This window comes from Nocardioides sp. NPDC047086 (assembly GCF_040643685.1).
In the GTDB taxonomy this organism is placed as follows: Bacteria; Actinomycetota; Actinomycetes; order Propionibacteriales; family Nocardioidaceae; genus Nocardioides.
Genome location: NZ_JBEYUV010000023.1, coordinates 54082 through 75567, shown reverse-complemented (window position 1 = coordinate 75567; position 21486 = coordinate 54082). Strand labels below are relative to the sequence as shown.

21 protein-coding genes are annotated in these 21486 nt (G+C 69.3%); 8 read left to right on the top strand and 13 right to left on the bottom strand.

Annotated features, from left to right (window positions below):
- Positions 1-56: 56 nt before the first annotated feature.
- Complete coding sequence (locus tag ABZ796_RS17325; RefSeq protein ID WP_357338454.1) at positions 57-710, top strand: lysoplasmalogenase; 654 nt, start codon at positions 57-59, stop codon at positions 708-710.
- A 101-nt stretch (positions 711-811) separates the two neighbouring features.
- On the opposite strand, the gene ABZ796_RS17320 is transcribed toward ABZ796_RS17325, so the two are convergent.
- The 8 genes from ABZ796_RS17320 to gcvT form a co-directional block, all read right to left on the bottom strand.
- Positions 812-2497 (bottom strand): ribonuclease J, encoded by a 1686-nt coding sequence (locus ABZ796_RS17320; protein WP_357338453.1) that lies wholly within the window; start codon positions 2495-2497, stop codon positions 812-814.
- 11 nt (positions 2498-2508) lie between these two features.
- Complete coding sequence (gene dapA, locus ABZ796_RS17315; protein WP_357338452.1) at positions 2509-3396, bottom strand: 4-hydroxy-tetrahydrodipicolinate synthase; 888 nt, start codon at positions 3394-3396, stop codon at positions 2509-2511.
- A gap of 16 nt (positions 3397-3412) precedes the next feature.
- Positions 3413-4351 (bottom strand): LLM class F420-dependent oxidoreductase, encoded by a 939-nt coding sequence (locus ABZ796_RS17310; protein ID WP_357338451.1) that lies wholly within the window; start codon positions 4349-4351, stop codon positions 3413-3415.
- A gap of 38 nt (positions 4352-4389) precedes the next feature.
- The gene (locus tag ABZ796_RS17305) at positions 4390-4893 is read right to left on the bottom strand and encodes a dihydrofolate reductase (protein ID WP_357338449.1); all 504 of its coding nucleotides are present in this window, start codon (positions 4891-4893) and stop codon (positions 4390-4392) included.
- Complete coding sequence (locus ABZ796_RS17300) at positions 4883-5677, bottom strand: thymidylate synthase (protein WP_357338447.1); 795 nt, start codon at positions 5675-5677, stop codon at positions 4883-4885. Before ABZ796_RS17300 ends, ABZ796_RS17305 begins: the two co-directional genes overlap by 11 nt.
- Positions 5678-5691: 14 nt before the next feature.
- Positions 5692-6522, bottom strand: coding sequence for a PhzF family phenazine biosynthesis protein (locus ABZ796_RS17295; RefSeq protein WP_357338446.1), 831 nt, complete (start codon positions 6520-6522; stop codon positions 5692-5694).
- Between the two features lie 29 nt (positions 6523-6551).
- Positions 6552-6809: a hypothetical protein gene (locus ABZ796_RS17290; RefSeq protein ID WP_176883497.1), complete on the bottom strand. Its 258-nt coding sequence runs from the start codon at positions 6807-6809 to the stop codon at positions 6552-6554.
- Between the two features lie 88 nt (positions 6810-6897).
- On the bottom strand, positions 6898-8040 hold the full coding sequence (gene gcvT, locus ABZ796_RS17285) for a glycine cleavage system aminomethyltransferase GcvT (protein WP_357338444.1): 1143 nt from the start codon (positions 8038-8040) through the stop codon (positions 6898-6900).
- 77 nt (positions 8041-8117) lie between these two features.
- Here gcvT and ABZ796_RS17280 point away from each other — a divergent pair, with 77 nt between their 5' ends.
- On the top strand, positions 8118-9644 hold the full coding sequence (locus ABZ796_RS17280; protein ID WP_357338442.1) for a leucyl aminopeptidase: 1527 nt from the start codon (positions 8118-8120) through the stop codon (positions 9642-9644).
- A gap of 216 nt (positions 9645-9860) precedes the next feature.
- Complete coding sequence (gene sucB, locus ABZ796_RS17275) at positions 9861-11678, top strand: 2-oxoglutarate dehydrogenase, E2 component, dihydrolipoamide succinyltransferase (RefSeq protein ID WP_357338441.1); 1818 nt, start codon at positions 9861-9863, stop codon at positions 11676-11678.
- 60 nt (positions 11679-11738) lie between these two features.
- Here sucB and ABZ796_RS17270 read toward each other — a convergent pair whose 3' ends face one another.
- Positions 11739-12485, bottom strand: a complete 747-nt coding sequence (locus ABZ796_RS17270) for a hypothetical protein (protein WP_357338440.1) — start codon at positions 12483-12485, stop codon at positions 11739-11741.
- A 141-nt stretch (positions 12486-12626) separates the two neighbouring features.
- Between ABZ796_RS17270 and lipB the strand changes: the two genes are divergently transcribed.
- The 3 genes from lipB (at position 12627) to ABZ796_RS17255 (ending at position 15134) form a co-directional block, all read left to right on the top strand.
- Positions 12627-13364 carry a lipoyl(octanoyl) transferase LipB gene (gene lipB / locus ABZ796_RS17265; protein WP_357338439.1) on the top strand — a complete coding sequence of 246 codons (738 nt, stop codon included), beginning with the start codon at positions 12627-12629 and terminating at the stop codon, positions 13362-13364.
- 76 nt (positions 13365-13440) lie between these two features.
- The gene (gene lipA / locus ABZ796_RS17260; protein WP_141805173.1) at positions 13441-14388 is read left to right on the top strand and encodes a lipoyl synthase; all 948 of its coding nucleotides are present in this window, start codon (positions 13441-13443) and stop codon (positions 14386-14388) included.
- A 35-nt stretch (positions 14389-14423) separates the two neighbouring features.
- The gene (locus tag ABZ796_RS17255; RefSeq protein ID WP_357338438.1) at positions 14424-15134 is read left to right on the top strand and encodes a DUF4191 domain-containing protein; all 711 of its coding nucleotides are present in this window, start codon (positions 14424-14426) and stop codon (positions 15132-15134) included.
- A 3-nt stretch (positions 15135-15137) separates the two neighbouring features.
- Here ABZ796_RS17255 and ABZ796_RS17250 read toward each other — a convergent pair whose 3' ends face one another.
- The 3 genes from ABZ796_RS17250 to ABZ796_RS17240 all read right to left on the bottom strand — a co-directional run bounded on the left by ABZ796_RS17250 (position 15138) and on the right by ABZ796_RS17240 (position 17385).
- Positions 15138-15977: a class I SAM-dependent methyltransferase gene (locus ABZ796_RS17250; RefSeq protein WP_357338436.1), complete on the bottom strand. Its 840-nt coding sequence runs from the start codon at positions 15975-15977 to the stop codon at positions 15138-15140.
- 90 nt (positions 15978-16067) lie between these two features.
- A complete protein-coding gene (locus ABZ796_RS17245; protein ID WP_357338435.1) occupies positions 16068-16847 on the bottom strand; it encodes a DUF6612 family protein in 780 nt (259 codons plus the stop codon).
- Positions 16848-16911: 64 nt separating this feature from the next.
- Positions 16912-17385 (bottom strand): RDD family protein, encoded by a 474-nt coding sequence (locus ABZ796_RS17240; RefSeq protein WP_357338434.1) that lies wholly within the window; start codon positions 17383-17385, stop codon positions 16912-16914.
- Positions 17386-17597: 212 nt separating this feature from the next.
- On the opposite strand from ABZ796_RS17240, the gene glnA reads away from it, so the two are divergent.
- Together glnA and ABZ796_RS17230 are read left to right on the top strand one after the other, a co-directional pair.
- Positions 17598-19019, top strand: a complete 1422-nt coding sequence (glnA, locus tag ABZ796_RS17235; protein WP_357338433.1) for a type I glutamate--ammonia ligase — start codon at positions 17598-17600, stop codon at positions 19017-19019.
- A 141-nt stretch (positions 19020-19160) separates the two neighbouring features.
- Entirely contained in the window at positions 19161-20138 is a 978-nt protein-coding gene (locus ABZ796_RS17230) for a TAXI family TRAP transporter solute-binding subunit (RefSeq protein ID WP_357338432.1), read from the top strand.
- On the opposite strand, the gene ABZ796_RS17225 is transcribed toward ABZ796_RS17230, so the two are convergent.
- Entirely contained in the window at positions 20077-21486 is a 1410-nt protein-coding gene (locus ABZ796_RS17225; protein WP_357338431.1) for a HAMP domain-containing sensor histidine kinase, read from the bottom strand. The two genes, ABZ796_RS17230 and ABZ796_RS17225, sit on opposite strands and share 62 nt — an antisense overlap.

The window sequence follows — 21486 nt, the reverse complement described above, 5'->3', positions numbered from 1 at the left end:
AGCGGCCTGGCTCCGGGACCCCATGGGGGTGTGTTGCATCGGTGTAGTTTGCCGCCATGCAAAGCCTCGTGCTCCTCCTCGCCCTCCTCACCGCCGCCGATGCCGTGGCGGACTGGACCTGCGTCTGGTTCGGCTGGCGGCGGGTCCACTACGTCACCAAACCGCTGGTGATGGTGGGGCTGATGGGGCTGACGGTGTTGGTCGGCGACGGTGAGCCGGCAGCGTGGTGGCTGCTCGTCGCGCTCTTCTTCGGGATGCTCGGCGACATCTCGATGATCGGGTCCTCGACGCGGCGCTTCCTCGGCGGCGTGGGGTTCTTCTTCGTCGGCCACCTGGCGTACGCGGTGACCTTCCTCGCGCTCGGGCTGGAGACCCCCGCGTGGTCCTGGGCCGGCTTCGCGGTCGCGGTCGCCCTGGCGATCCCGATGGGCAGGGTGCTTCGGGGCGCTCGGGAGATGGGCGGTACGCCGATGGCGGCGGCCCTGGCTGCGTACTCGCTGGTCATCGCCACCATGCTCGTGCTGGGCTGGCTGACCGGGAGCCCGTGGATCGCCGCGGGTGCGCTGATCTTCGTCGTCAGCGACACCCTGATCGGGCTCAACCTCGCCGAGCACGGCAACGAGCCGCCGCGCCTGACCGACGTGCAGATCATGGTGACCTATCACGTCGGTCAGGCGCTGATCACGGCTGGTGTGTTGCTGGCGCTGTGAATGCCGACCGAGGTAACTCGGTCGAGTGTCGCTTCCCTCGTGGAACTCCACGAAGGGAGCGGATGCTCACCGAGGTACCTCGGTGAGCATCCGGGCCGGGCTCAGGCCTCGATGACGACCGGGACGATCATCGGCCGACGACGGTGGGTGCTGGAGACCCAGCGCCCGAACGTACGCCGGATGGCCTGCTGCAGCTGGTAGGTGTCGGTCGCACCCTCCGAGATGGCCCGGTTGACCGCCTTGACGATCGGCTGCTTGATCGGCTCGAAGGCATTGTCCGGCCACACGTGGCCGCGGGCGTGGATCTCGGGCCCGCTGGCGACGACTCCCTTGACCGAGTCGACCACGACGATGATCGAGACGAAGCCCTCCTCGGACAGGATGCGACGGTCCTTGAGCTCGGACTCGGTGACGTCGCCGACGGTGGTGCCGTCGACGAAGACGTAGCCGCACTCGACCTTGCCCGCGATCTCGGCTTTGCCGTCGATGAGGTCGACGACCACACCGTCCTCGGCGTAGACGACGCTCTCCACGCCGGTCTGGCGGGCCAGGTCGCCGTTGGCGAGCAGGTGGCGCACCTCGCCGTGGACGGGCATCACGTTGCGCGGGCGGACGATGTTGTAGCAGTAGAGCAGCTCGCCGGCGCTGGCGTGGCCGGAGACGTGCACCAGGGCGTTGCCCTTGTGGACCACGTTGGCGCCGAGACGGGCGAGGCCGTTGATCACCCGGTAGACCGAGTTCTCGTTGCCCGGGATCAGCGAGGAGGCGAGCAGAACGGTGTCACCTGGCTCGATGTGGACGAAGTTGTGGGTGCCGTTCGCGATCCGCGACAGCGCCGACATCGGCTCGCCCTGCGAGCCCGTCGAGACCATGACGACCCGCTCCGGCGGCAGCTCGGCGAGCTCCTTGGCGTCGACGATGACGTCCTCGGGCACGTGCAGGTAGCCCAGGTCGGAGGCGATCTGCATGTTGCGGACCATCGAACGACCGACGTACGCCACCTTGCGACCGTGTGCGACCGCGCTGTCGAGCACCTGCTGGACGCGGTGCACGTGGGAGGCGAAGCAGGCCACGATGATGCGCTGGTCCGACTCGCGGAAGACCTGCTCGATCGCGGGCGCGATCTTCTTCTCCGCGGTCGTGAAGCCGGGGACCTCGGCGTTGGTGGAGTCGGTGAGGAACAGGTCCACACCTTCCTCGCCGAGCCGGGCGAACGCGCGCAGGTCGGTGATCCGGCCGTCCAGCGGCAGCTGGTCCATCTTGAAGTCGCCGGTGTGCAGTACGAGGCCGGCCCCGGTGCGGATCGCGACCGCGAGCGCGTCCGGGATCGAGTGGTTGACCGCGACGAACTCGAGCTCGAACGGCCCGAAGGAGATCGTGTCGCCCTCGCGTACCTTGTGCTGGACGGTCTCGCGCAGACGGTGCTCGCGCAGCTTGGAGCCGAGCAGCGCCAAGGTCAGCTCGGAGCCGACCAGCGGGATGTTCTGACGCTCGCGGAGCAGATAGGGCGTCGCGCCGATGTGGTCCTCGTGACCGTGGGTCAGGACCAGCGCCTCGATGTCGCCGAGGCGGTCACGGATCGGGCCGAAGTCGGGCAGGATCAGGTCGACGCCGGGCTGCTGCTCCTCGGGGAAGAGCACGCCGCAGTCGACGATCAGCAGCCGGCCGTCGTACTCGAAGACGGTCATGTTGCGGCCGACCTCGCCGAGGCCGCCGAGAGGGGTGACCCGCAGGCCGCCCTTGGGGAGCTTGCCGGGTTCGGTCAGCTCCGGGTGTGGGTGAGACAAAGGCGTTCCTTCTAGAGAAGGCCAGAGGCCTCCAGCCCGGCTCGCAGCGCCTCGACCTCGTCCTCGTCGAGCGCCACCAGAGGCCCTCGTACGTTGCGGTTGTCGATCACGCCGGTCAGCTCGAGAGCGGCCTTGGCAGTGGTGGCTCCGTAGTTCGGGACGCCCATGATGGCGTCGATCGCGGGGAGCATCCGCGCATAAGTCTTGCGGGCGGTCTCGATGTCGCTCGCCGCGAAGGCGTCGATCATCGTCCGCGTCTGGTCGCCGAGCACGTGGGCGGCGACGCTGATCACGCCGACGGCGCCGTGCGCCAGCCAGGCGAGGGTCAGAGCGTCGTCGCCGGAGTAGATCGAGTAGCCGAGGTCGAGCAGCCGGGTGCCGCGCGGGAAGTCGCCGGCGGCCTCCTTGACGGCGACGACGGTGTCCCAGGTGATCGCCTCGCGGTAGGTGTCGACGGTGATCGGGGAGCCGGTGCGACCGGGGACGTCGTAGAGGATGACCGGGGTGTCGGTCGCAGCGACGACGGTGCGGAAGTGCTCGCGGATGCCGCGCTCGCCCGGCTTGTTGTAGTAGGGCGTCACCAGCAACAGGCCGTCGGCGCCGATCGACGCCGCCTGCTTGGCGAGCTCGACGGTGGTGCGGGTGTCGTTGGTGCCGATGCCGGCCACGATCTTGGCGCGGCCGCCGACAGCGTCCTTGACCGCGGCCAGGATCTCGCCGTCCTCGGCCGGGGTGGTGGTCGGCGACTCGCCGGTGGTGCCGGAGACGACGATGCCGTCGTGGCCGTGGTCGACCAGGTGCTTGGCCACTTTCTGGGTCTGCTCCAGGTCGACCGAGCCGTCGTCGTTGAACATCGTGACGAGTGCGGAGAGCACGGTGCCGAGGGGAGCATCAGTCATGGCGTACAGACTATCGTCAGACGCGCGGCATGACCTCGTCGGCTACGAGTGCGAGATGGTCGAGATCGCTCAGATCGAGCACCTGGAGGTAGATCCGGGTGGCGCCGGCGTCCTCGAACCGCTTGATCTTGGCGACCACCTCGTCCGGGGTGCCGGCCAGACCGTTCTCACGCAGCTCGGCGGGCTCGCGGCCGATCGCCTCCGCACGGCGGGCGATCTCGTCCTCGTCGCGCCCGACGCAGAGCACCTGGGCGGCGGAGTAGATGATCGAGTCGTCGCGGCCGGCTGCCTCGACGAAGCGCCCGACGTTCTCGAACAGCGCCTCGGACTCCGCGACGGAGACGAAGGCGGCGTTGAACTCGTCGGCGAAGGTGGCGGCCAGCGTCGGCGTACGCTTCTTGCCGCCACCGCCCACGATCACCGGGATCGAGCCGGCGTGGCCACGGGTCTGGACCGGCTTCGGCAGGGCCGGGCTCTCCTTGATCGTGTAGTGCTTCCCGTTGAAGTCGAAGGTCTCCCCCGGCTCGGTCGCCCACAGCCCGGTGATGATCTCGAGCTGCTCCTCCAGCCGGTCGAACCGCTCCCCCAGGGCCGGGAACGGGATCCCGTACGCCTGGTGCTCCTCCTCGAACCAGCCCGCTCCCAGGCCGAGCTCGACCCGGCCCTCGGACATGTCGTCGACGTTGGCGGCCTGGATGGCAAGCACGCCCGGGAGACGGAAGGTCGCCGAGGTGACCAGCGTGCCGAGCCGGATGGTGCTGGTGTCGCGAGCCAGGCCGGCGAGCGTCGTCCACGCGTCGCTCGGTCCGGGCAGCCCGTCCACGGAGCCCATCTTCAGGTAGTGGTCGGAGCGGAAGAACGCCCCGAACCCCAGTTCCTCGGCCTTCTGGGCGACGGCGAGGATGTCGGCGTAGGACGCCCCCTGCTGGGGTTCGGTGAAGATGCGCAGCTCCATGACGTTTACCTTAGAGGGGCGGGAGCCCTACTCGCGCGTCAGGTGGCACGGGCGAGGAACACCCGGTCGTACGCCTCGTGGGGCTCGCGCTTCGTCTCGGCCCACTCCGCCGGGTCGAATGCCGGGTAGAGGACGTCGCCCTCCGGAGCCAGATGGACGCGGGTGATGACCTGCTCGGTGGCGTACGGCAGCGCTGCCTCGTAGACCTGCGCTCCGCCGGCGATGATGGTGTCGCCCTGCTCCCCGGCGGCGAGGGCGAGGGCGGTGTCGATGTCGTGGGCGACCAGCACCCCGTCGTACGCCCACTGCTCGTCGGTGGTCAGGACGACCGTCGTGCGACCCGGGAGCGGGCGCCCGATGGACTCGAAGGTGGTGCGGCCCATCACGAGCGTGTGGCCCATCGTGATCGCCTTGAACTCAGCCTGCTCGCCGGGGATCTTCCAGGGGATGTCCGGGCCGTTGCCGATGACCCCGTTGTCGGCGACGGCGGCGACCATGACGACGCGCGCAGGGGCTGCCTCGGGACCGGCCTCAGACGGCAATGGGGGCCTTGATGACGGGGTGCGGGTCGTAGCCCTCCACCGTGATGTCCTCGAGCTCGAAGGCGTCGATGTCCTTGACGTCCGGGTTGAGCCGCAGCCTCGGCAGCGGCCTCGGCTCGCGGGTGAGCTGGAGGCGGGCCTGCTCGAGGTGGTTGCTGTAGAGGTGGGCGTCGCCCAGGGTGTGCACGAACTCCCCCGGCTCGAGGCCGGTCACCTGGGCGACCATGTGGGTGAGCAGGGCGTAGGAGGCGATGTTGAACGGAACCCCCAGGAAGACATCGGCGGAGCGCTGATAGAGCTGCAGGCTCAGCTTGCCGTCGGCGACGTAGAACTGGCACAGCGTGTGGCACGGCGGCAGCGCCATGTCGTCGATGTCGGCCGGGTTCCAGGCGCTGATGACGTGGCGGCGGCTGTCGGGGTCGGTCCGGATCTGGTCGATGATCTTGGCGATCTGGTCGACGTGACGCCCGTCCGGAGCCGGCCACGAGCGCCACTGGTAGCCGTAGACCGGCCCCAGGTCGCCGTTCTCGTCGGCCCACTCGTCCCAGATCGTGATGCCCCGCTCTTGGAGCCAGCGCACGTTGGTGTCGCCGCGCAGGAACCAGAGCAGTTCCCCGAAGACCGATCGGGTGTGGACCTTCTTCGTGGTCAGCAGGGGGAACCCCTCGCTGAGGTCGTAGCGGGTCTGGTGACCGAAGACGCTGATCGTGCCCGTCCCGGTGCGGTCGGACTTCTCCACGCCCTCGTCGAGGATGCGGGTCAACAGATCGAGGTAGGACTGCACGGCCCCAGCCTAGGTCAGAGGTTCACGGTCCCGCGGATGGTGGTCAGTGTGTCTCCGCCCACCCACACCTGGTCCGCAACCCGCTCGACGTGCACACGGCCTCTCCGCTTCATGACGGTCCCTTGCGAGGCGACGTACGCCTCGGGAAGCTGCGAGCCCGCGAGCCATTGCCCCAGCGCGGCGTTGAGCGACCCGGTGACCGGGTCCTCGAAGGCGACCCCGTCGGCCGGGTAGAACGCCCGGACCTCGACCGCGCACTCGCTGCCTTCGGGGTAGGCGCCGACCAGCCCGACCTTGTGATCCCCCAGCGCGGCGTGGTCGGGCGTGACGGCCAGCACGGCGTCCGCGTCGGCGAGCAGCACCCCGACCCAGCCCGGACCGTTGTCGCACCACCGCGCGTCCAGGATGTCGTCGCGACCCAGCCGCAACCCCCTCGCGATGCCTTCCAGGGTCTCCTCGCCGACCTCGCCGCCCCGGATCAGCTCGGGCGCGGCGAAGGCGATCCGCTCGTCACGACGCAGCTCGACCAACCCGACGCCGCACTCCTGCACCAGGCTCGCACCCTGGGGCTCCCCGCCCGCCTCCAGCCACACGTGCGCCGACCCGAGCGTCGGGTGCCCCGCGAACGGCAACTCGCCGCCGACCGTGAAGATCCGCAGCCGGTAGTCCGCGGCCGGGTCGGTGGGAGCGAGCAGAAAAGTGGTCTCGGACAGGTTGGTCCACCGCGCGAACGCAGCCATCTGCTCGTCGGTGAGGCCGTCGGCACCGTGGACGACGGCGACCGGGTTGCCCAGCAGCGGCTCGTCGGTGAAGACGTCGACCTGGCGGAACTCGTAGTCAGTCACGCGCGAGAGCCTAGTCGTGGGCTGAGGTGTCAGGCGGTGAGCTTCATCGGGCCGTAGACCTGGCGGTCGTGCTCGAAGAGCACCACCGCGGCCACGCCCGCGTCCAGGAGGTCCTGCCAGACCTCGCCGACCCACGACTCGGCGTCGCTCTGGTTGGCGAAGCGCTGGCCGGCGAGGTCGCCGTCCACGGAGACCTCGGCGCCCGAGGCGTCGACGAGCTGCCACCACCACGGGCGATCAGCGGCCGACGGCTGCTTGAACACGGAAGGAACGTCGGGGATGCTCATGCCGCCACCTCCGTAGCGCACGCGCCAGAATACGGACGCGGCGGCATGAATGGCTGGATGGTCGCTCGCTGGCGCTCGCTCATACCGCTCAGCCCTCCCGCACGTGCGAGGGGACGAAGGGCGGCTTGGTGAGCTGGAAGATCTCACGGCGGCCGCGTACGTCGATGCCGATCTCGGCCTCGGGGTTGACCGTGGTCGAGATGAGCACGAGGCCGACGCCCTTCTTCAGGGTCGGCGAGAAGGTGCCGGAGGTGACCTCGCCGACCGGTACGTCGGCGGTCAGGGAGGCGGTCATGTGTGGGCGTGGGATGCCGCGGCCGACGGCGACGATGCCGCGCAGGGCTCGCTTGGGGCCGGCCTCCTTCTCGGCGAGCAGCTTCTCGCGGCCCCAGAAGGCGTCCTTCTTCCAGCCGACGGCCCAGCCGAGCCCGGCCTCGTTGGGAGTGACGTCGAGGGCGATGTCCTGGCCGTGGAGCGGGTAGCCCATCTCCGTGCGCAGGGTGTCGCGGGCGCCGAGGCCGCACGGCACCGCGCCGAGCTTCTCGCCCCGGGACAGCAGCGCGTCCCAGAGCGCGCCGGCGGCCTCGTTGGCGACGATCAGCTCGTAGCCGCGCTCACCGGAGTAGCCGGAGCGGCACACGACGACGCCGATCTCCTCACCGAGCACGTCGGGAGCGGCGGCCTCCACGAAGGACATGTATTCGTGACCGGCCGGCAGCCCGACCGTCTCTAGCAGCTCGTCGGACTTGGGACCCTGGACGGCGAGCACCGCGTAGTCGCGGTGATGGTCGGCGAGGGTGATCCCCTCGGGCGCGGCCGCCCGGAGCCGGCGAACGACCTCCGGGGTGTTGGCGGCGTTGGGGACGATCAGGACGTGCTCGTCGTCGCGGTAGTAGGCGATCAGGTCGTCGACGATGCCGCCGGTCTCCTCGTCGCAGCACAAGGTGTACTGGGCCTTGCCGGGCTTGATCCGGTGAAGGTCGTTGGTGAAGGACGCGTTGACGAACTCGGCCGCACCCGGCCCGCTGATCATGACCTTGCCCAGGTGGCTGACGTCGAAGACACCGACAGCCTCACGGACCGCGGTGTGCTCCTTGACGACCCCGGAATACTCCAGGGGCATCGACCAGCCGCCGAACTCGGCGAACTTCGCACCGAGCCCGACGTGGTTTTCGTGCAGGGGGGACTGGAGCAGCTCCGACCCGCCCCCCGTGGAGGTCTCTTCAGCCATACTGCGAACTTATCGCACCAGGGCGACACTCCCCGGTCCGCGCCCCCTCCGGGCGTGCCACACCTAGACTGCACGACGTGACCCTGCCTGACATCACCTACACGCTGCGTACCGCCTCCCCCGCCAAGACCCGTGCCGAGGCGGTCGTCGTCGGCATCGGCCAGGGCGCGAAGGCTGTCGAGGTCACCGCGGGCGCGGAGGACGTCAAGGCCGCCTACGGTCGCCGGTGGCGCGGGATGCTCGCCACCCTCGGCGTCAGCGGCAAGGCCGGCGAGGTCACCCGACTGCCCGCGGGCAACGAGATCGGCGCCCAGCTCCTGGTGCTGGTCGGGCTCGGCAAGCCCGACGCAGACGGCACCTACACCTCCGATGCCGTACGCCGCGCCGCCGGCGCAGCCGCCCGCGCGGTGCCCAACGCGACCTCCGTCGCCGTCTCCCTCCCGGCCGACACCCCTGACCTCGTGCGTGCCGTCACCGAGGGCTACGTCCTCGGCGGCTACACCTACACCGCCTACAAGTCGAGCACGGCCAAGTCGGGCGCGGAGAGCAACGGGCCGAACGACGTCGCGATCCTGAGCTCGATCGCGCGGCGTACGGACGCGGTCACCGCCTTCGAGGAGGCGCAGATCCTCGCGCAGGCGGTCGCCGGCACCCGCGAATGGGTCAACGTCCCGCCCGCCGACCTGACTCCCCCGGCGTTCGCCGACGCCATCGCGCACGTCGCCGGGCTGGTCGAGGGCGTCGAGACCACCGTCTTCGACGAGGAACAGCTCGCCGAGCTCGGCTGCGGCGGCATCCTGGCCGTGGGCATGGGCTCGGCGGCCAAGCCGCGCCTGGTCGAGCTCACCTACTCCCCCGACGACGCTCGCGGCCACATCGCGCTGGTCGGCAAGGGCATCACCTTCGACTCCGGCGGGCTCACCATCAAACCGGGCAGCTCGATGTCCACGATGAAGTCGGACATGGCCGGTGCCGCCGCGGTGGCCCAGGCGACCTTCGCGATCGCCCGCCTCGGGCTGCCGGTGAAGGTCTCCGCGTTCGTGCCGATGGCGGAGAACATGGTCTCCGGCTCGTCCTACCGCCCCGGCGACGTGGTCACCCACTACGGCGGCACCACCGTCGAGGTCTCCAACATGGACGCCGAGGGACGGATGGTCCTCGCCGACGCGCTGGTACGGGCCACCGAGGTCTCGCCCGACCTGATCATCGACGTCGCCACCCTCACCGGTCACATGGTGATGGCGCTGGGTGACAGGGTCAGCGGCGTACTCGGCTCCGAGGACGTCGTCGACCGCGTCCTCGCCGCCGCCGACGTCGCCGGCGAGCAGATGTGGCCGATGCCGATCCCGGAATGGATGGACGAGCGGATCCGTTCCTCCAAGGTGGCCGACCTCAGCCAGCACGACTGGATCCGCTGGGGCGGTGGGCTGTACGCCGCCGCCTTCCTGCGCGAGTTCACCGACGGTCTCCCCTGGGCCCACCTCGACATCGCCGGACCGTCCTTCAACAGTGGGGGCGCCTCCGGCCATCTCACTCCCGGAGGCACGGGTGTGGCGGTGGCAACACTGGTGGACTACGTACGCGAGATGGCTACCGATCAGTAGTGGTCCGGTTGACACAGCGCTGCGTGGGTAGTGACAAGATGGGCCACGTGATCGACGCCCTTGGCCGCCCTTCTGGCGGCATCCTGAGTGCGTCGGGCAGGTGTCGGCCCAGACAGACGCGTCTTTCTGCTCCCCGAGCCATCCGGCTCGGGCGTGCTGGCGCGCGTGTCCGGACATACAAGTAGAGCAACGAACAGACGTAGAACGAAGGAACCCATGGCCACCGAAGTAACTCTCCCGGCACTCGGCGAGTCCGTCACCGAGGGCACCGTCACCCGCTGGCTCAAGCAGGTCGGCGACACGGTTGCGGTCGACGAGGCCCTGCTGGAGGTCTCCACCGACAAGGTCGACACCGAGATCCCCTCGCCGGTCGCCGGCACCCTGCTCGAGATCAAGGCTGCCGAGGACGACACCGTCGAGGTCGGTGGCCTGCTCGCCGTCATCGGCGCCGACGACGAGGCCAGTGCCGCTCCGGCCGCGCCCGCCGCGCCCGCGGACGAGCCCGCCGAGGCTGCCGCTCCTGCCCCGGCCGCCGAGCCCGAGGCACCGGCTGCCCCGGCCGAGCCGGAGGCTCCCGCCGCACCGGCCGAGCCCGCCGCTCCGGCCGCTCCGGCGCCCGCCGCCGGCGGCAACGCCACCGAGGTTGCTCTGCCCGCGCTGGGTGAGTCGGTCACCGAGGGCACCGTCACCCGCTGGCTCAAGCAGGTCGGCGACACGGTCGCCGTCGACGACGCGCTGCTCGAGGTCTCCACCGACAAGGTCGACACCGAGATCCCGTCGCCGGTCGCCGGCACCCTGCTCGAGATCAAGGTCGCCGAGGACGAGACCGTCGAGGTCGGCGCCGTGCTCGCGCTCGTCGGTGACGCCGGCGCCGCTCCGGCTGCCGAGTCCGCGCCCGCCGCCCCGGCCCCGGAGTCCGCACCCGAGCCCGAGCCGACTCCTGCCGCGGAGCCCACCCCGGAGCCCGCTCCCGAGCCCGCTCCGGCCGCCGCGGCACCCGCGCCTGCCGCTCCGGCGGCCCCCGCTGCTGCTCCTGCTGCTCCCGCTCCCGCGGCCCCGGCTCACGCCGCGCCGTCCACCGAGGGCTCCCCCGCGATCCAGCCGGGCGGCTACGTGACCCCGCTCGTACGCAAGCTCGCGGCGCAGCACAACGTCGACCTCGAGACCGTCCAGGGTTCGGGCGTCGGTGGCCGCATCCGCAAGGAGGACATCCTCCAGGCGGCCGCCGCCAAGTCGGCTCCGGCTGCTGCCCCGGCAGCCGCCGCTCCGGCAGCCTCGGCGGCTCCGGCCGCTTCGACCGCCGCCCCCGCGGCCCCCTCGCCGCTGCGTGGCACGACCGAGAAGATCTCGCGTCTGCGCAAGGTGATCGCCGAGCGGATGACCGAGTCGCTGCACACCGCGGCGCAGCTGACCCAGGTCATGGAGGTCGATGTCACCAACATCGCCCGCCTCCGTGAGGCCAACAAGGCCGGGTTCCTGCAGCGCGAGGGCGTCAAGCTGACCTACCTGCCGTTCTTCGCCAAGGCTGCGATCGACGCGCTCAAGGTGCACCCGAAGCTCAACGCCGGGATCGACGTCGAGGCCGGCACGGTGACCTACTACGACCGCGAGAACATCGCCTTCGCCGTCGACACCGAGCGCGGTCTGCTGACCCCGGTCGTCAAGGACGCGGGCGACCTCTCGATCGCGGGCATCGCGAAGAAGATCGCGGACGTGGCCGACCGCACGCGCAACAACAAGATCACCCCGGACGAGCTCTCCGGCGGCACTTTCACGATCACCAACCTGGGTTCGTTCGGTGCGCTCTTCGACACCCCGATCATCAACCAGCCTCAGGTCGCCATCCTCGGCCCGGGTGCGGTCGTGAAGCGCCCGGTCGTCATCGACGACCCGGACCTCGGCGAGACGATCGCGGTGCGCTACATGGTCCACGTCGCGCTGACCTACGACCACCGTCTGGTCGACGGCGCCGACGCCGGCCGCTTCCTCCAGGACGTCAAGAAGCGCCTCGAGGCTGCTCAGTTCGAGCTCTGAGCGAACGGAGACGCCCCGGAGCCACTGGCTCCGGGGCGTCTTTTCATTCGACCGTACGCCTCAGGCGCCGTCCATCAGTTCCTCGGCCGCCGGCTCGGTGATGGTGACCTTCTCGCCGTGCTTGGTGAGATCGACGTTGATCTCGTTCCCCTCGTCCATGGGCAGAGAGAGGCGGGTCAACCGGCCCTTGGCGTCGAACCAGCCCTCGAGGTCGCCCGCGTCCTCGCCGGTGATGTCCTCGCCGACTGCGAAGGTGTAGTGGGCGAGGTCGGCACCGTCGACCTCCTCCTGGCCGACGTAGGTGGTCGAGTCGTCGCCAACCTCGTCGCGCACGGCGTCGACAAGGGTGAACGGGTTCGGCATCAACGCTGCGACCATCCCACTGAGCATGCCGTCGTCCTCCATCCACTCCTTGTCGTCATCCATCCGAAGGTAGGTGGTCTCACCGACGGCGATGATCTCCATGACCGTCTCGGTGCCGTCCTGCTCCGCGGTCAGCTGCGTCTGGTACGCGACCGGCTCGCTCTGGTAGTCGCCTACCGTCGCGGCGTTGACGCTCACTCCGTCCTCGACGGCCTTGACGCCGATCTCCACGTGGACCGTCGGCATCGCGTCGACAGCGCTGTCGATGAGCTTCTCGGCCTCATCCTCGGACAGCTTCGTTCCGGGGTCGATCGCGGGCGCAGCGTCTGAGCCCGTGGGGTCTGACTCTGCTGAGCCCTCACTGCCGCAGGCGACGAAGGTGGACATCGCAGCGAGAGCGATGGCGCCGGCCGCGAGGCGGCGCCGATTCTGGGTGGTACGCACGTCTGTGTGCCTTTCAAGACGGATCCGAAGACCGATCGCTCCCGAGCGCGGCCAGTCGAAACAGCGCATTCTGCGCACAATCTCTTTACCCTCGCGGGGTTGTCGCCAAACCGTTATCCGACCCGGCGTACGATCGCCGGTGTGACTGAGCTGCGCTTCGCTGAGGTCGGGACGATCGACTACCTGGACGCCTGGGAGCTGCAGAAGCAGATCCACCAGCGCGTCGTGGACCGCGAAGAGCCCGACACCGTGCTGCTGCTCGAGCACCCACCGACCTACACCGCGGGGAAGCGTACGAAGCCGGAGGACCGGCCCGCGGATCCCGGCGGCGCCCCGGTGATCGACGTCGACCGCGGCGGCGAGGTGACCTTCCACGGCCCCGGCCAGATCGTCGCCTACCCGATCGTGCGGCTGCCGGAGAAGGTCAAGGTCGTCGACTTCGTACGCCGCCTGGAGCAGGCGATGATCCGCACCTGCGCCGCGTTCGGCGTCACCGCCTACCGCGTCCCGGGCCGCAGCGGTGTGTGGCTGCCCGCGGGCGAGACCCCGGACGGCGTCGGCCGCCTGGAGCGCAAGGTCGGGGCGATCGGGCTGCGGGTCAGCCAGCACGTGACCATGCACGGCATCGCGCTCAACTGCGACGTCGACCTGGGCTGGTACGAGCGGTTCGTGCCGTGCGGGATCTCCGACGCCGGGGTCACCACCCTCTCGATCGAGGCGGGGCGGCAGATCGGCAACGCCGAGGCGATGCCGGTGCTCCACGAGCAGGTCGCCGAGATGCTCTCCTGGCGCGACTACGAGCAGGGCCCGAGCCTGGAGCCGAAGCCCGACCCGGCCAAGACCCCGCGCGTCCCGCTCCTCTCCCCCAGCCTGGGCTGAGCCGGCGGGGACGGTGTGACCGACCAGTAGCCGCCTGCCTTCGAGGTTCCACCACCACGCGGCGTACCCTTGTGGGGTGACTCAAGCTCCTGCCCCAGAAGGTCGCAAGCTCCTCCGTCTCGAGGTCCGCAACGCGCAGACTCCGATCGAACGCAAACCGGAGTGGATCAAGACCAAAGCGAAGATGGGGCCGGAATACAAGGAGCTCACCGCGCTGGTGAAGTCCGAGGGCCTGCACACGGTGTGCCAGGAGGCCGGCTGCCCCAACATCTTCGAGTGCTGGGAGGACCGCGAGGCCACCTTCCTCATCGGCGGCGACCAGTGCACCCGGCGCTGCGACTTCTGCCAGATCGACACCGGCAAGCCGACCGACCTCGACCGCGACGAGCCGCGCCGCGTCGCCGAGTCCGTGCAGACCATGGGCCTGAAGTACGCGACCATCACCGGTGTCGCCCGCGACGACCTCGCCGACGGCGGTGCCTGGCTCTACGCCGAGACGGTCAAGCAGATCCACGAGCTCAACCCCGAGACCGGCGTCGAGAACCTCATCCCCGACTTCAACGGCATCCCCGAGCTGCTCACCGAGGTCTTCGAGTCGCGTCCCGAGGTGCTCGCGCACAACGTCGAGACCGTCCCGCGGATCTTCAAGCGGATCCGTCCGGCGTTCCGCTACGAGCGCAGCCTCGACGTGATCACCCAGGCCCGCGACTTCGGCCTGGTCACCAAGTCCAACCTGATCCTCGGCATGGGTGAGACCCGCGAGGAGGTCTCCGAGGCGCTGCGCGACCTGCACGCGGCCGGCTGCGAGCTGATCACGATCACGCAGTACCTGCGTCCGAGCGTGCGTCACCACCCGGTCGAGCGCTGGGTCAAGCCCGAGGAGTTCATCGAGCTCCAGGCCGAGGCCGAGGAGATCGGCTTCTCCGGCGTCATGTCCGGACCGCTCGTTCGTTCGTCCTACCGCGCCGGTCGGCTGTACCGTCAGGCGATCGAGGCGCGAGACACCGCTGCCGCCACAGCCTGACGCAGCGTACGAAATCTGAAGACTGAAAGAGGAAGATGTCCCAGACCGACCCGAGCACCATGAGTCGCCGCCAGCAGATGGTGGAGACCTACAAGCTCACCAAGCAGTCAGATCCCAAGATCGGCCTCATCCTCGGCTCGATCTTCGTGGTCGTCGCCGCGGTCGCCGGCGTGATCTTCTGGCTCCTGCCCGGCGAGGGCATCTTCTCCTGGATCTTCACGATCGTCGGCGCCCTGCTGGCCGGCCTCCTCGCCGCCATGGTGGTCTTCTCGCGGCGCGCGCAGAAGGTGATGTACTCCCGGCTCGAGGGCCAGGTCGGTGGCGGGTACGCCGCCCTGACCATGCTCCGCCGAGGCTGGACCGTCACCCAGGCCGTGGGTGTCGAGCCGCGCAGCCAGACGTTGGTCCACCGCGTGGTCGGCCCTCCGGGAGTCGTCCTCGTCGGCGAGGGCAACAGCCCGAGCAAGGTCCGCTCGCTGCTGGCCAGCACCAAGCGCACCCACGCCCGGGTCCTGGGTGAGGTGCCGATCACGACCGTCGTCGCCGGCAACGGTGAGGACGAGGTGCCGCTGCCGCAGCTGACCAAGCACGTCACCAAGCTCGGCCGTAACGTCGCCGGCCCCGAGATCACCGACATCCTCAACCGGCTCAAGGCCGTCGACGCCACCCGCGGCGCCATGCCGATCCCGAAGGGCCCCGTCCCGACCTCGATGAAGGGCATGCGCGGCAACCTCCGCGGCCGCTGACGTCTACGGCCGGCGTGCCCGGATCGCGTAGAGCAACGGGATCCGGGGCGCCCGCTCGGGCAGCCTGAACCAGCCGTCCTCGCCTGCCTCCATGGACGGGAAGCGGGGCCACGGCAGCCGCTCGTCCTCGCGGACGACCTCGATCCGCAGGCCCGCGCCCGCGAGGGCGGTGACGACCTCGCCGACCCCGTGCCGCCATTCGTACGCCGTCGTGGCGGTGCTCAGCGCCGGGCCGTCGGTGTAGGTGTGGGTCGAGTCCTTGGCGATCGCGCCCCTGCCCGAGAGGTAGTCGTGGCGCAGCTCGAGGGAGTCCTCCCGCCCCGGCTCAGGCACCTCGCCGAGGGCATCGAGGAGCGGGTGGAACTCGGCGAGGTAGACGAACCCGCCCGGTTTGAGCAGATCGTGCACGACTCGCGCCCACAGGTCGATGTCGGGCAGGTAGCAGACCGCGCCCTTGCCGGTGTAGACGACGTCGAAGCGGCCCGCGCCGAGCACCTCGACGGCGTCGTGGACATCGGCCTCGTGATAGTCGACGTCCAGTCCGCGCTCGACCGCGATCCGGCGCGCCGCGGCCACCGCCTCGGCCGAGATGTCCAGTCCGTACGTCACCGCACCCCGCTGCGCGAAGGCGACCGTCTCGGTGCCGAGGTGACTCTGCAGATGCACGACCTCGAGGCCGACGAGGTCGCCGAGGTCGGTCCACTCGTAGTCGGCGAACCACGACTCGGCCGGCCGGGACCCGTCGATGCCGTAGAACGCGCTGGCGAGATGGATCGGTGTCCGGGCGTCCCAGTTGGCCCGGTTGGCCTCGATCTGGCGAGTGCTTTCGGCATCGAGAGTCATGCGACCACGGTGCCACGAACGCTGTGCCCACGAAACGACACCGGGCCGGTCCCCTTTCGGGGACCGGCCCGGTGCGTGATCAACGGGTCGTCAGCCGGCCATGCTCGGCATGTCGGTGACCTGATCGGCGGGCGGCGCCTTGATCGTCACGTCCTCGCCGTGCTTGGAGAGCACCATCTCGACGGTGCCCATGTCACCCATGCCGACCTCGGCTTTGCGGAGCAGGCCGTCGCCGTCGACCCAGATGTCCTGGTCGATCGTCTCGGGCAGGCCGCTGGTGCTGTCGGACCCGAGGCTCTTGGCGAGCCCTGCGGAGTCGACGGTGAAGCTGTAGTGCTTGGTGTCGATGCCGTCGACCTTCTCCTCGCCCTCGAACTTGGAGGACTTGATCGACTCCTCCATCCCTTCGAAGAAGGCGAGGGGGTTGCTCATCGACTCCAGGCTGTTCCCGCCCATCTTGGCGAGATCCTCGGTGCTCGCGGTCACCCACGAGTCGCCCTTCATGCCCTTGATGTAGATCTTCTCGTCGACAAGGATCGTCTCGAGATCCATGTTCATCGAGCCACCACTCATCTTCATGGTGGAGTGCTGCGCCGGCGGCTCCTTCTGCAGGTCGCCCTCGCCGGTCATCGAGACGGTCTGACCCGAGGCCTTCGCGTCCATCTTGGTGGTGAAATGGGCGGTGTCGATGTCGGTCGCCTTCTTCATCACCTCGGTCATGTCCTCGGCCGAGACCGAGTCACCCTCGCTGGCACCGCCGGCCCCACCACCGCCGCAGGCCACCAGGCCCGAAAGCGATACGGCCAGCACGCCCGCCACAGCGGCGCGACGCCAGAGGCCACGTGGCCCGAGAGTACGGTTGAGCGTCATTGAGCTTCCCTTCGTGTTTGCCGCTGCTTGCGGCTGACCGGTCCAACTTACCCTCGGAAGCGTCTCAACTCACCCCGCGAAACACGTGTCGATAGGTCTCGAGCGTGACAGTCGCGGTGCCGGCCGCCAGGTCGTGCAGACCGCGCCGGTCGGGACGGAAGACCAGCGGCGGTACGACGAGGACGACCAGGATCTGGCGGACGATGCTCCGCAGCGGATCGAGCGGGCGCACGTCGGGCTCACCCGCCGTCACCCGCACCGTACGCAGCCGGGTGACGAGCTTGCCGAAGGAGCCGCCGCCGAGGGTGGTGAAGACCGCCGTCTGCACGATGAAGACGACCAGGATCCACAGATTGTCTGTGGGCCGCGGGTCGACACCGGCGAGCAGCGAGCCGAACGGCAGCGCCCGTACGCCGAGGAAGACCGACGCGACCAGCGACGACGCGAGCCAGTCGACGAAGAGCGCCAGGACGCGCCTGCCCCAGCTCGCGGTGTCATAAGGCAGAGTGGGCGTCACAGGAGTGGCGGAACTGGTCACGTCGTAAGCGTAGGCGGCAACGTCTTGAGGGGTGAGATCCGGGATGGTTGCCGATCAAATCACACAACCTGTTACACGCCTGAAACATTTGCGACACTCCTGTGCAACCGTCCCTTCGTAATTTGCGTGGCACGGTCGGATCCATGAGGGTCCGGCCTCGATCGCGAGAGACCTATCTGGCTCTGCCCGACCGGGTGAGCCAAGGAGGATTGATGTTCAGCACTGACGACGAGCTCTTGAAGTTCATCTCTGACGAGGGGGTCGAGTTCGTCGACATCCGTTTCGTCGACCTGCCTGGCGTCCAGCAGCACTTCACGGTGCCGGTGTCGTCGTTCACCCTGGAGCCGCAGGCCTTCGACGGCTCGTCGATCCGTGGTTTCCAGACGATCAACGAGTCCGACATGGCGCTCTACCCGGACGTAACGACCGCGTTCATCGACCCGTTCCGCACCGCGAAGACCCTCGCGCTGATGTACTTCGTGCACGACCCGATCACCGGCGAGGCCTACTCGCGCGACCCGCGCAACATCGCGCGCAAGGCGCTGGCGTACCTCGCCTCGACCGGCATCGGCGACACCGCGTTCTTCGCGCCCGAGGCCGAGTTCTTCATCTTCGACAACGTCGCCTACAACACCTCCGAGGGCGAGTCGTTCTACAAGATCGACTCCGTCGAGGCCTGGTGGAACTCGGGCGCCGACAAGAACCCCGACGGCTCGAACAACCTGGGCTACAAGACCCGCTACAAGGGCGGCTACTTTCCGGTCTCCCCCACTGACCACTTCGCCGACCTGCGCGACACGATGGTCAAGAACCTCGAGGCTTCCGGCCTGCTCGTCGAGCGCGCCCACCACGAGGTCGGCACCGCCGGCCAGGCCGAGATCAACTACAGGTTCGACACGCTGCTCAAGGCTGCCGACGATGTCATGAAGTTCAAGTACATCGTCAAGAACACCGCCTGGGAGGCCGGTAAGACGGTCACCTTCATGCCGAAGCCCGTCTTCGGTGACAACGGATCGGGCATGCACGTGCACCAGTCGATCTGGAACGCGGGCGAGCCGCTGTTCTACGACGAGACCGGCTACGGCGGGCTCTCCGACATGGCCCGCTGGTACATCGGCGGCATCCTGAAGCACGCCCCCTCGGTGCTGGCGTTCACCAACCCGACCGTGAACTCCTTCCACCGCCTGGTGCCGGGCTTCGAGGCCCCGATCTCGCTGGTCTACTCCTCGCGCAACCGCTCCGCCGCGGTCCGCATCCCGATCACGGGCACCAACCCGAAGGCCAAGCGCGTCGAAGCCCGGTTCCCGGACCCGTCCTCGAACCCGTACCTCGCCTTCTCGGCCCTGCTCCTGGCCGGCATCGATGGTATCCAGAACAAGATCGAGCCGCCGGCTCCGATCGACAAGGACATCTACGAGCTTCCGCCGGACGAGATGGCTGAGATCAACCAGGTGCCGACCTCCCTCGGTGCCGTCCTGTCGGCCCTGGAGAACGACCACGACTTCCTCACCGTGGGCGACGTCTTCACCCCCGACCTGATCGAGACCTGGATCGACTACAAGACCAACGACGAGATCCTCCCGATCCAGCTCCGCCCGCACCCGCACGAGTTCGAGCTCTACTACGACATCTGAGCCGACCGCTCACCTGTCCGACACCGAAGGCCCCGGGGTTTCCCGGGGCCTTCGGCCATTTCGTACGTCGCCACCGGCCCCGCCCGGAATCCCGGCCGTCGGCGTACGTCGGCCCATGGCTCGATGTGAAATGCTGAGGCTGTGATCAGCACCATGCTCACCTCTCGCCGGGGGCTTCTCGCGGGGGCTGTCGGCGTTCCGGTCGCCGCGGCACTGAGTGGCTGCGTCGGGCGGTCCTGGGACGAGCTGCCGGGGACGAGGCTGTCGATCGCCACCGGGAACCGCGGAGGTGTCTTCGACAAGTACGGCAACGCGCTCGCCGCCGTGCTGGAGGAGCGGCTCGACGGCGTCACCGCGACCACCCACCACACCAACGCCTCCCTGATCAATCTACGCGAGGTGGCGCACGGCAGGAGCGACATCGGCTTCGCCCTGGGCGACGCGGCCGCGGACGCCATCCGGGGCACCGGGCCGTTCGCCGATCCGGTTGATCTGGTCGCCCTGACCCGGACCTACGACAGCTTCGTGCACCTGGTGGTGACGGCCGACTCCCCGGTGAAGGAGGTGGCCCATCTCCGCGGACGTCGCGTCGGCCTGGGCGGCCGGGGCTCCGGGACGAGGCTGGTGGCCGGCCGCATCCTCGCGGCCGCCGGTATCGCTTCGGGCGAGGTCACGGGCACCGACCACACCCTGGAGCAGTCGGCCGACGGGCTCCGTCGCGGGCAGCTGGACGCGTTCTTCTTCGTGAGCGGCATCCCCAACACCGCGGTGACCCAGCTCTCCGACAGCGTGCCCATCCGGCTCGTCGATCTGGGGGCGCTGGTCCCCGAGCTGACCGAGACGTACGGCCCGGAGTACACCATGGGCCCGGTGCCGACCTCGAGCTACGGCCTGCCCCGTGCGGTCGACACCGTCAGCGTCAAGAACCACCTCGTGGTCCACCCCGATCTCGACGTGAACCTCGCCTACGCGGTGACGCGCGTGATGTTCGAGGCACAGGACAGGGTCGACCGGATATCGCCTCAGGTGCGGCAACCCAACCTGGGAGCCGCGATCTTCACCTCGCCTCTGCCCCTCCACCCGGGAGCGGAGCGCTATTACCGTGAGCGTCGCCTGTGACCGCCGACAGCACCACCGCCACCTCGAGACCACCGTCGCTCGGCGTCGAGACGACCATGGACCCGCCCAGATCGTCGACGCGGGCCCGTACGATCGCCAGGCCGAGACCGGTGCCGGGCACGTTCTGGTGCTGCCTGCCCCGGAAGAACCGGGCGCCGACCTTGGCGACGTCGTCGGGATGAAGTCCCTGCCCGTGGTCGCGGACCCGCACCTCGACCTTTCCAGCCGGGGCACCACAGGTGACCGTGACCTCGACCGGCGAACCCGGGGCGAACTTGGCGGCGTTGTCCAGCAGCGAGTCGAGGACGACCTCGACGACGTCCGGCGAGCTCAGCGCGAGGGCCCTGTCGGGCAGGTCGACACGGATCCGGGTGAAGACGGGTTCCCACATCGCACACCGCTCACGCACGATCCCGGCCACATCGACCTCGACCGGGGCGACCCGGCGCGCACCGACCTGGCTCAGTCTCAGCAGGGACTCGACGATGCTGCTGAGCCGATCGGTCTCCTCCAGCACGGGTTCGACCGCAGCAGCAGGTGACCCCGTCGCGGCCAGGTTCTCGACGCGCAGCCGCAAGGCGGTGAGCGGGTTGCCGAGCTGGTGGGCCGCGTCGGCGACCAGCTCCCGCTGCTGGCGCTGGGACATCTCGACGTTGTCGACCATCGCGTTGAACGACCGGGCGAGATGACGCAGCTCCGGCGGCCCCAGCTCGTGGGCGCGAGACGACAGGTCACCGTCGGCAAGGTCCTTCGCCGCGTGCTCGAGGTCGTGCACCGGCCGGAGGATCCAGCCCACGAACGGCACCACCGCGCCGAAGACCATCAGCAGCACGACCACGAGTCCGGCTGCCACCAGCCAGGCGAGCCCGAGCGCGATGCTGCCCTGGACGGCGCTCGTCGGGGCGACGACCACGACCGCTCCGAGGACCTGGGCATCCCTGCCGACCGGCGACGCGATCACGACGTCGTCGCCACTCCACGGCCAGACCGTGTCGGGTGGATGCGAGCCCGCGCCGGAGAGAGCACGGTCGATGGTCTCCTGAACCTCGGGGGCGTCGCCGACCGCCTCCGCACCCGCTTGCGCGACGACCTGACGGTCGGCGTCGACGACCAGCACCGACCCGCCGTAGACGTCCACGTAACGCTCCAGGTCGACGTTGAGCTCTTCGGCGAGTCCCGTCTCGAGGGCATCCTCCGCCACGACCGCGAACCGGGTGACGTCGCCGAGCCGACTCACGAACATGGCTTGGGTGCGGTCGGAGGCGTACGTCGCGATCAACGGCACCATGAGCGCGAGGAGCAGCATCCCGATCAGGGACAGGGACACGAGGAGCAGGCGCCGGCGCAC

Coding starts and splice junctions, on each gene's coding strand:
- ABZ796_RS17325 (WP_357338454.1), top strand. CDS start 57: ATGCAAAGCCTCGTGCTCCTCCTCGCCCTCCTCACCGCCGCCGATGCC.
- dapA (WP_357338452.1), bottom strand. CDS start 3,396: ATGACTGATGCTCCCCTCGGCACCGTGCTCTCCGCACTCGTCACGATG.
- ABZ796_RS17310 (WP_357338451.1), bottom strand. CDS start 4,351: ATGGAGCTGCGCATCTTCACCGAACCCCAGCAGGGGGCGTCCTACGCC.
- ABZ796_RS17290 (WP_176883497.1), bottom strand. CDS start 6,809: ATGAGCATCCCCGACGTTCCTTCCGTGTTCAAGCAGCCGTCGGCCGCT.
- gcvT (WP_357338444.1), bottom strand. CDS start 8,040: ATGGCTGAAGAGACCTCCACGGGGGGCGGGTCGGAGCTGCTCCAGTCC.
- sucB (WP_357338441.1), top strand. CDS start 9,861: ATGGCCACCGAAGTAACTCTCCCGGCACTCGGCGAGTCCGTCACCGAG.
- ABZ796_RS17255 (WP_357338438.1), top strand. CDS start 14,424: ATGTCCCAGACCGACCCGAGCACCATGAGTCGCCGCCAGCAGATGGTG.
- ABZ796_RS17250 (WP_357338436.1), bottom strand. CDS start 15,977: ATGACTCTCGATGCCGAAAGCACTCGCCAGATCGAGGCCAACCGGGCC.
- ABZ796_RS17245 (WP_357338435.1), bottom strand. CDS start 16,847: ATGACGCTCAACCGTACTCTCGGGCCACGTGGCCTCTGGCGTCGCGCC.
- glnA (WP_357338433.1), top strand. CDS start 17,598: ATGTTCAGCACTGACGACGAGCTCTTGAAGTTCATCTCTGACGAGGGG.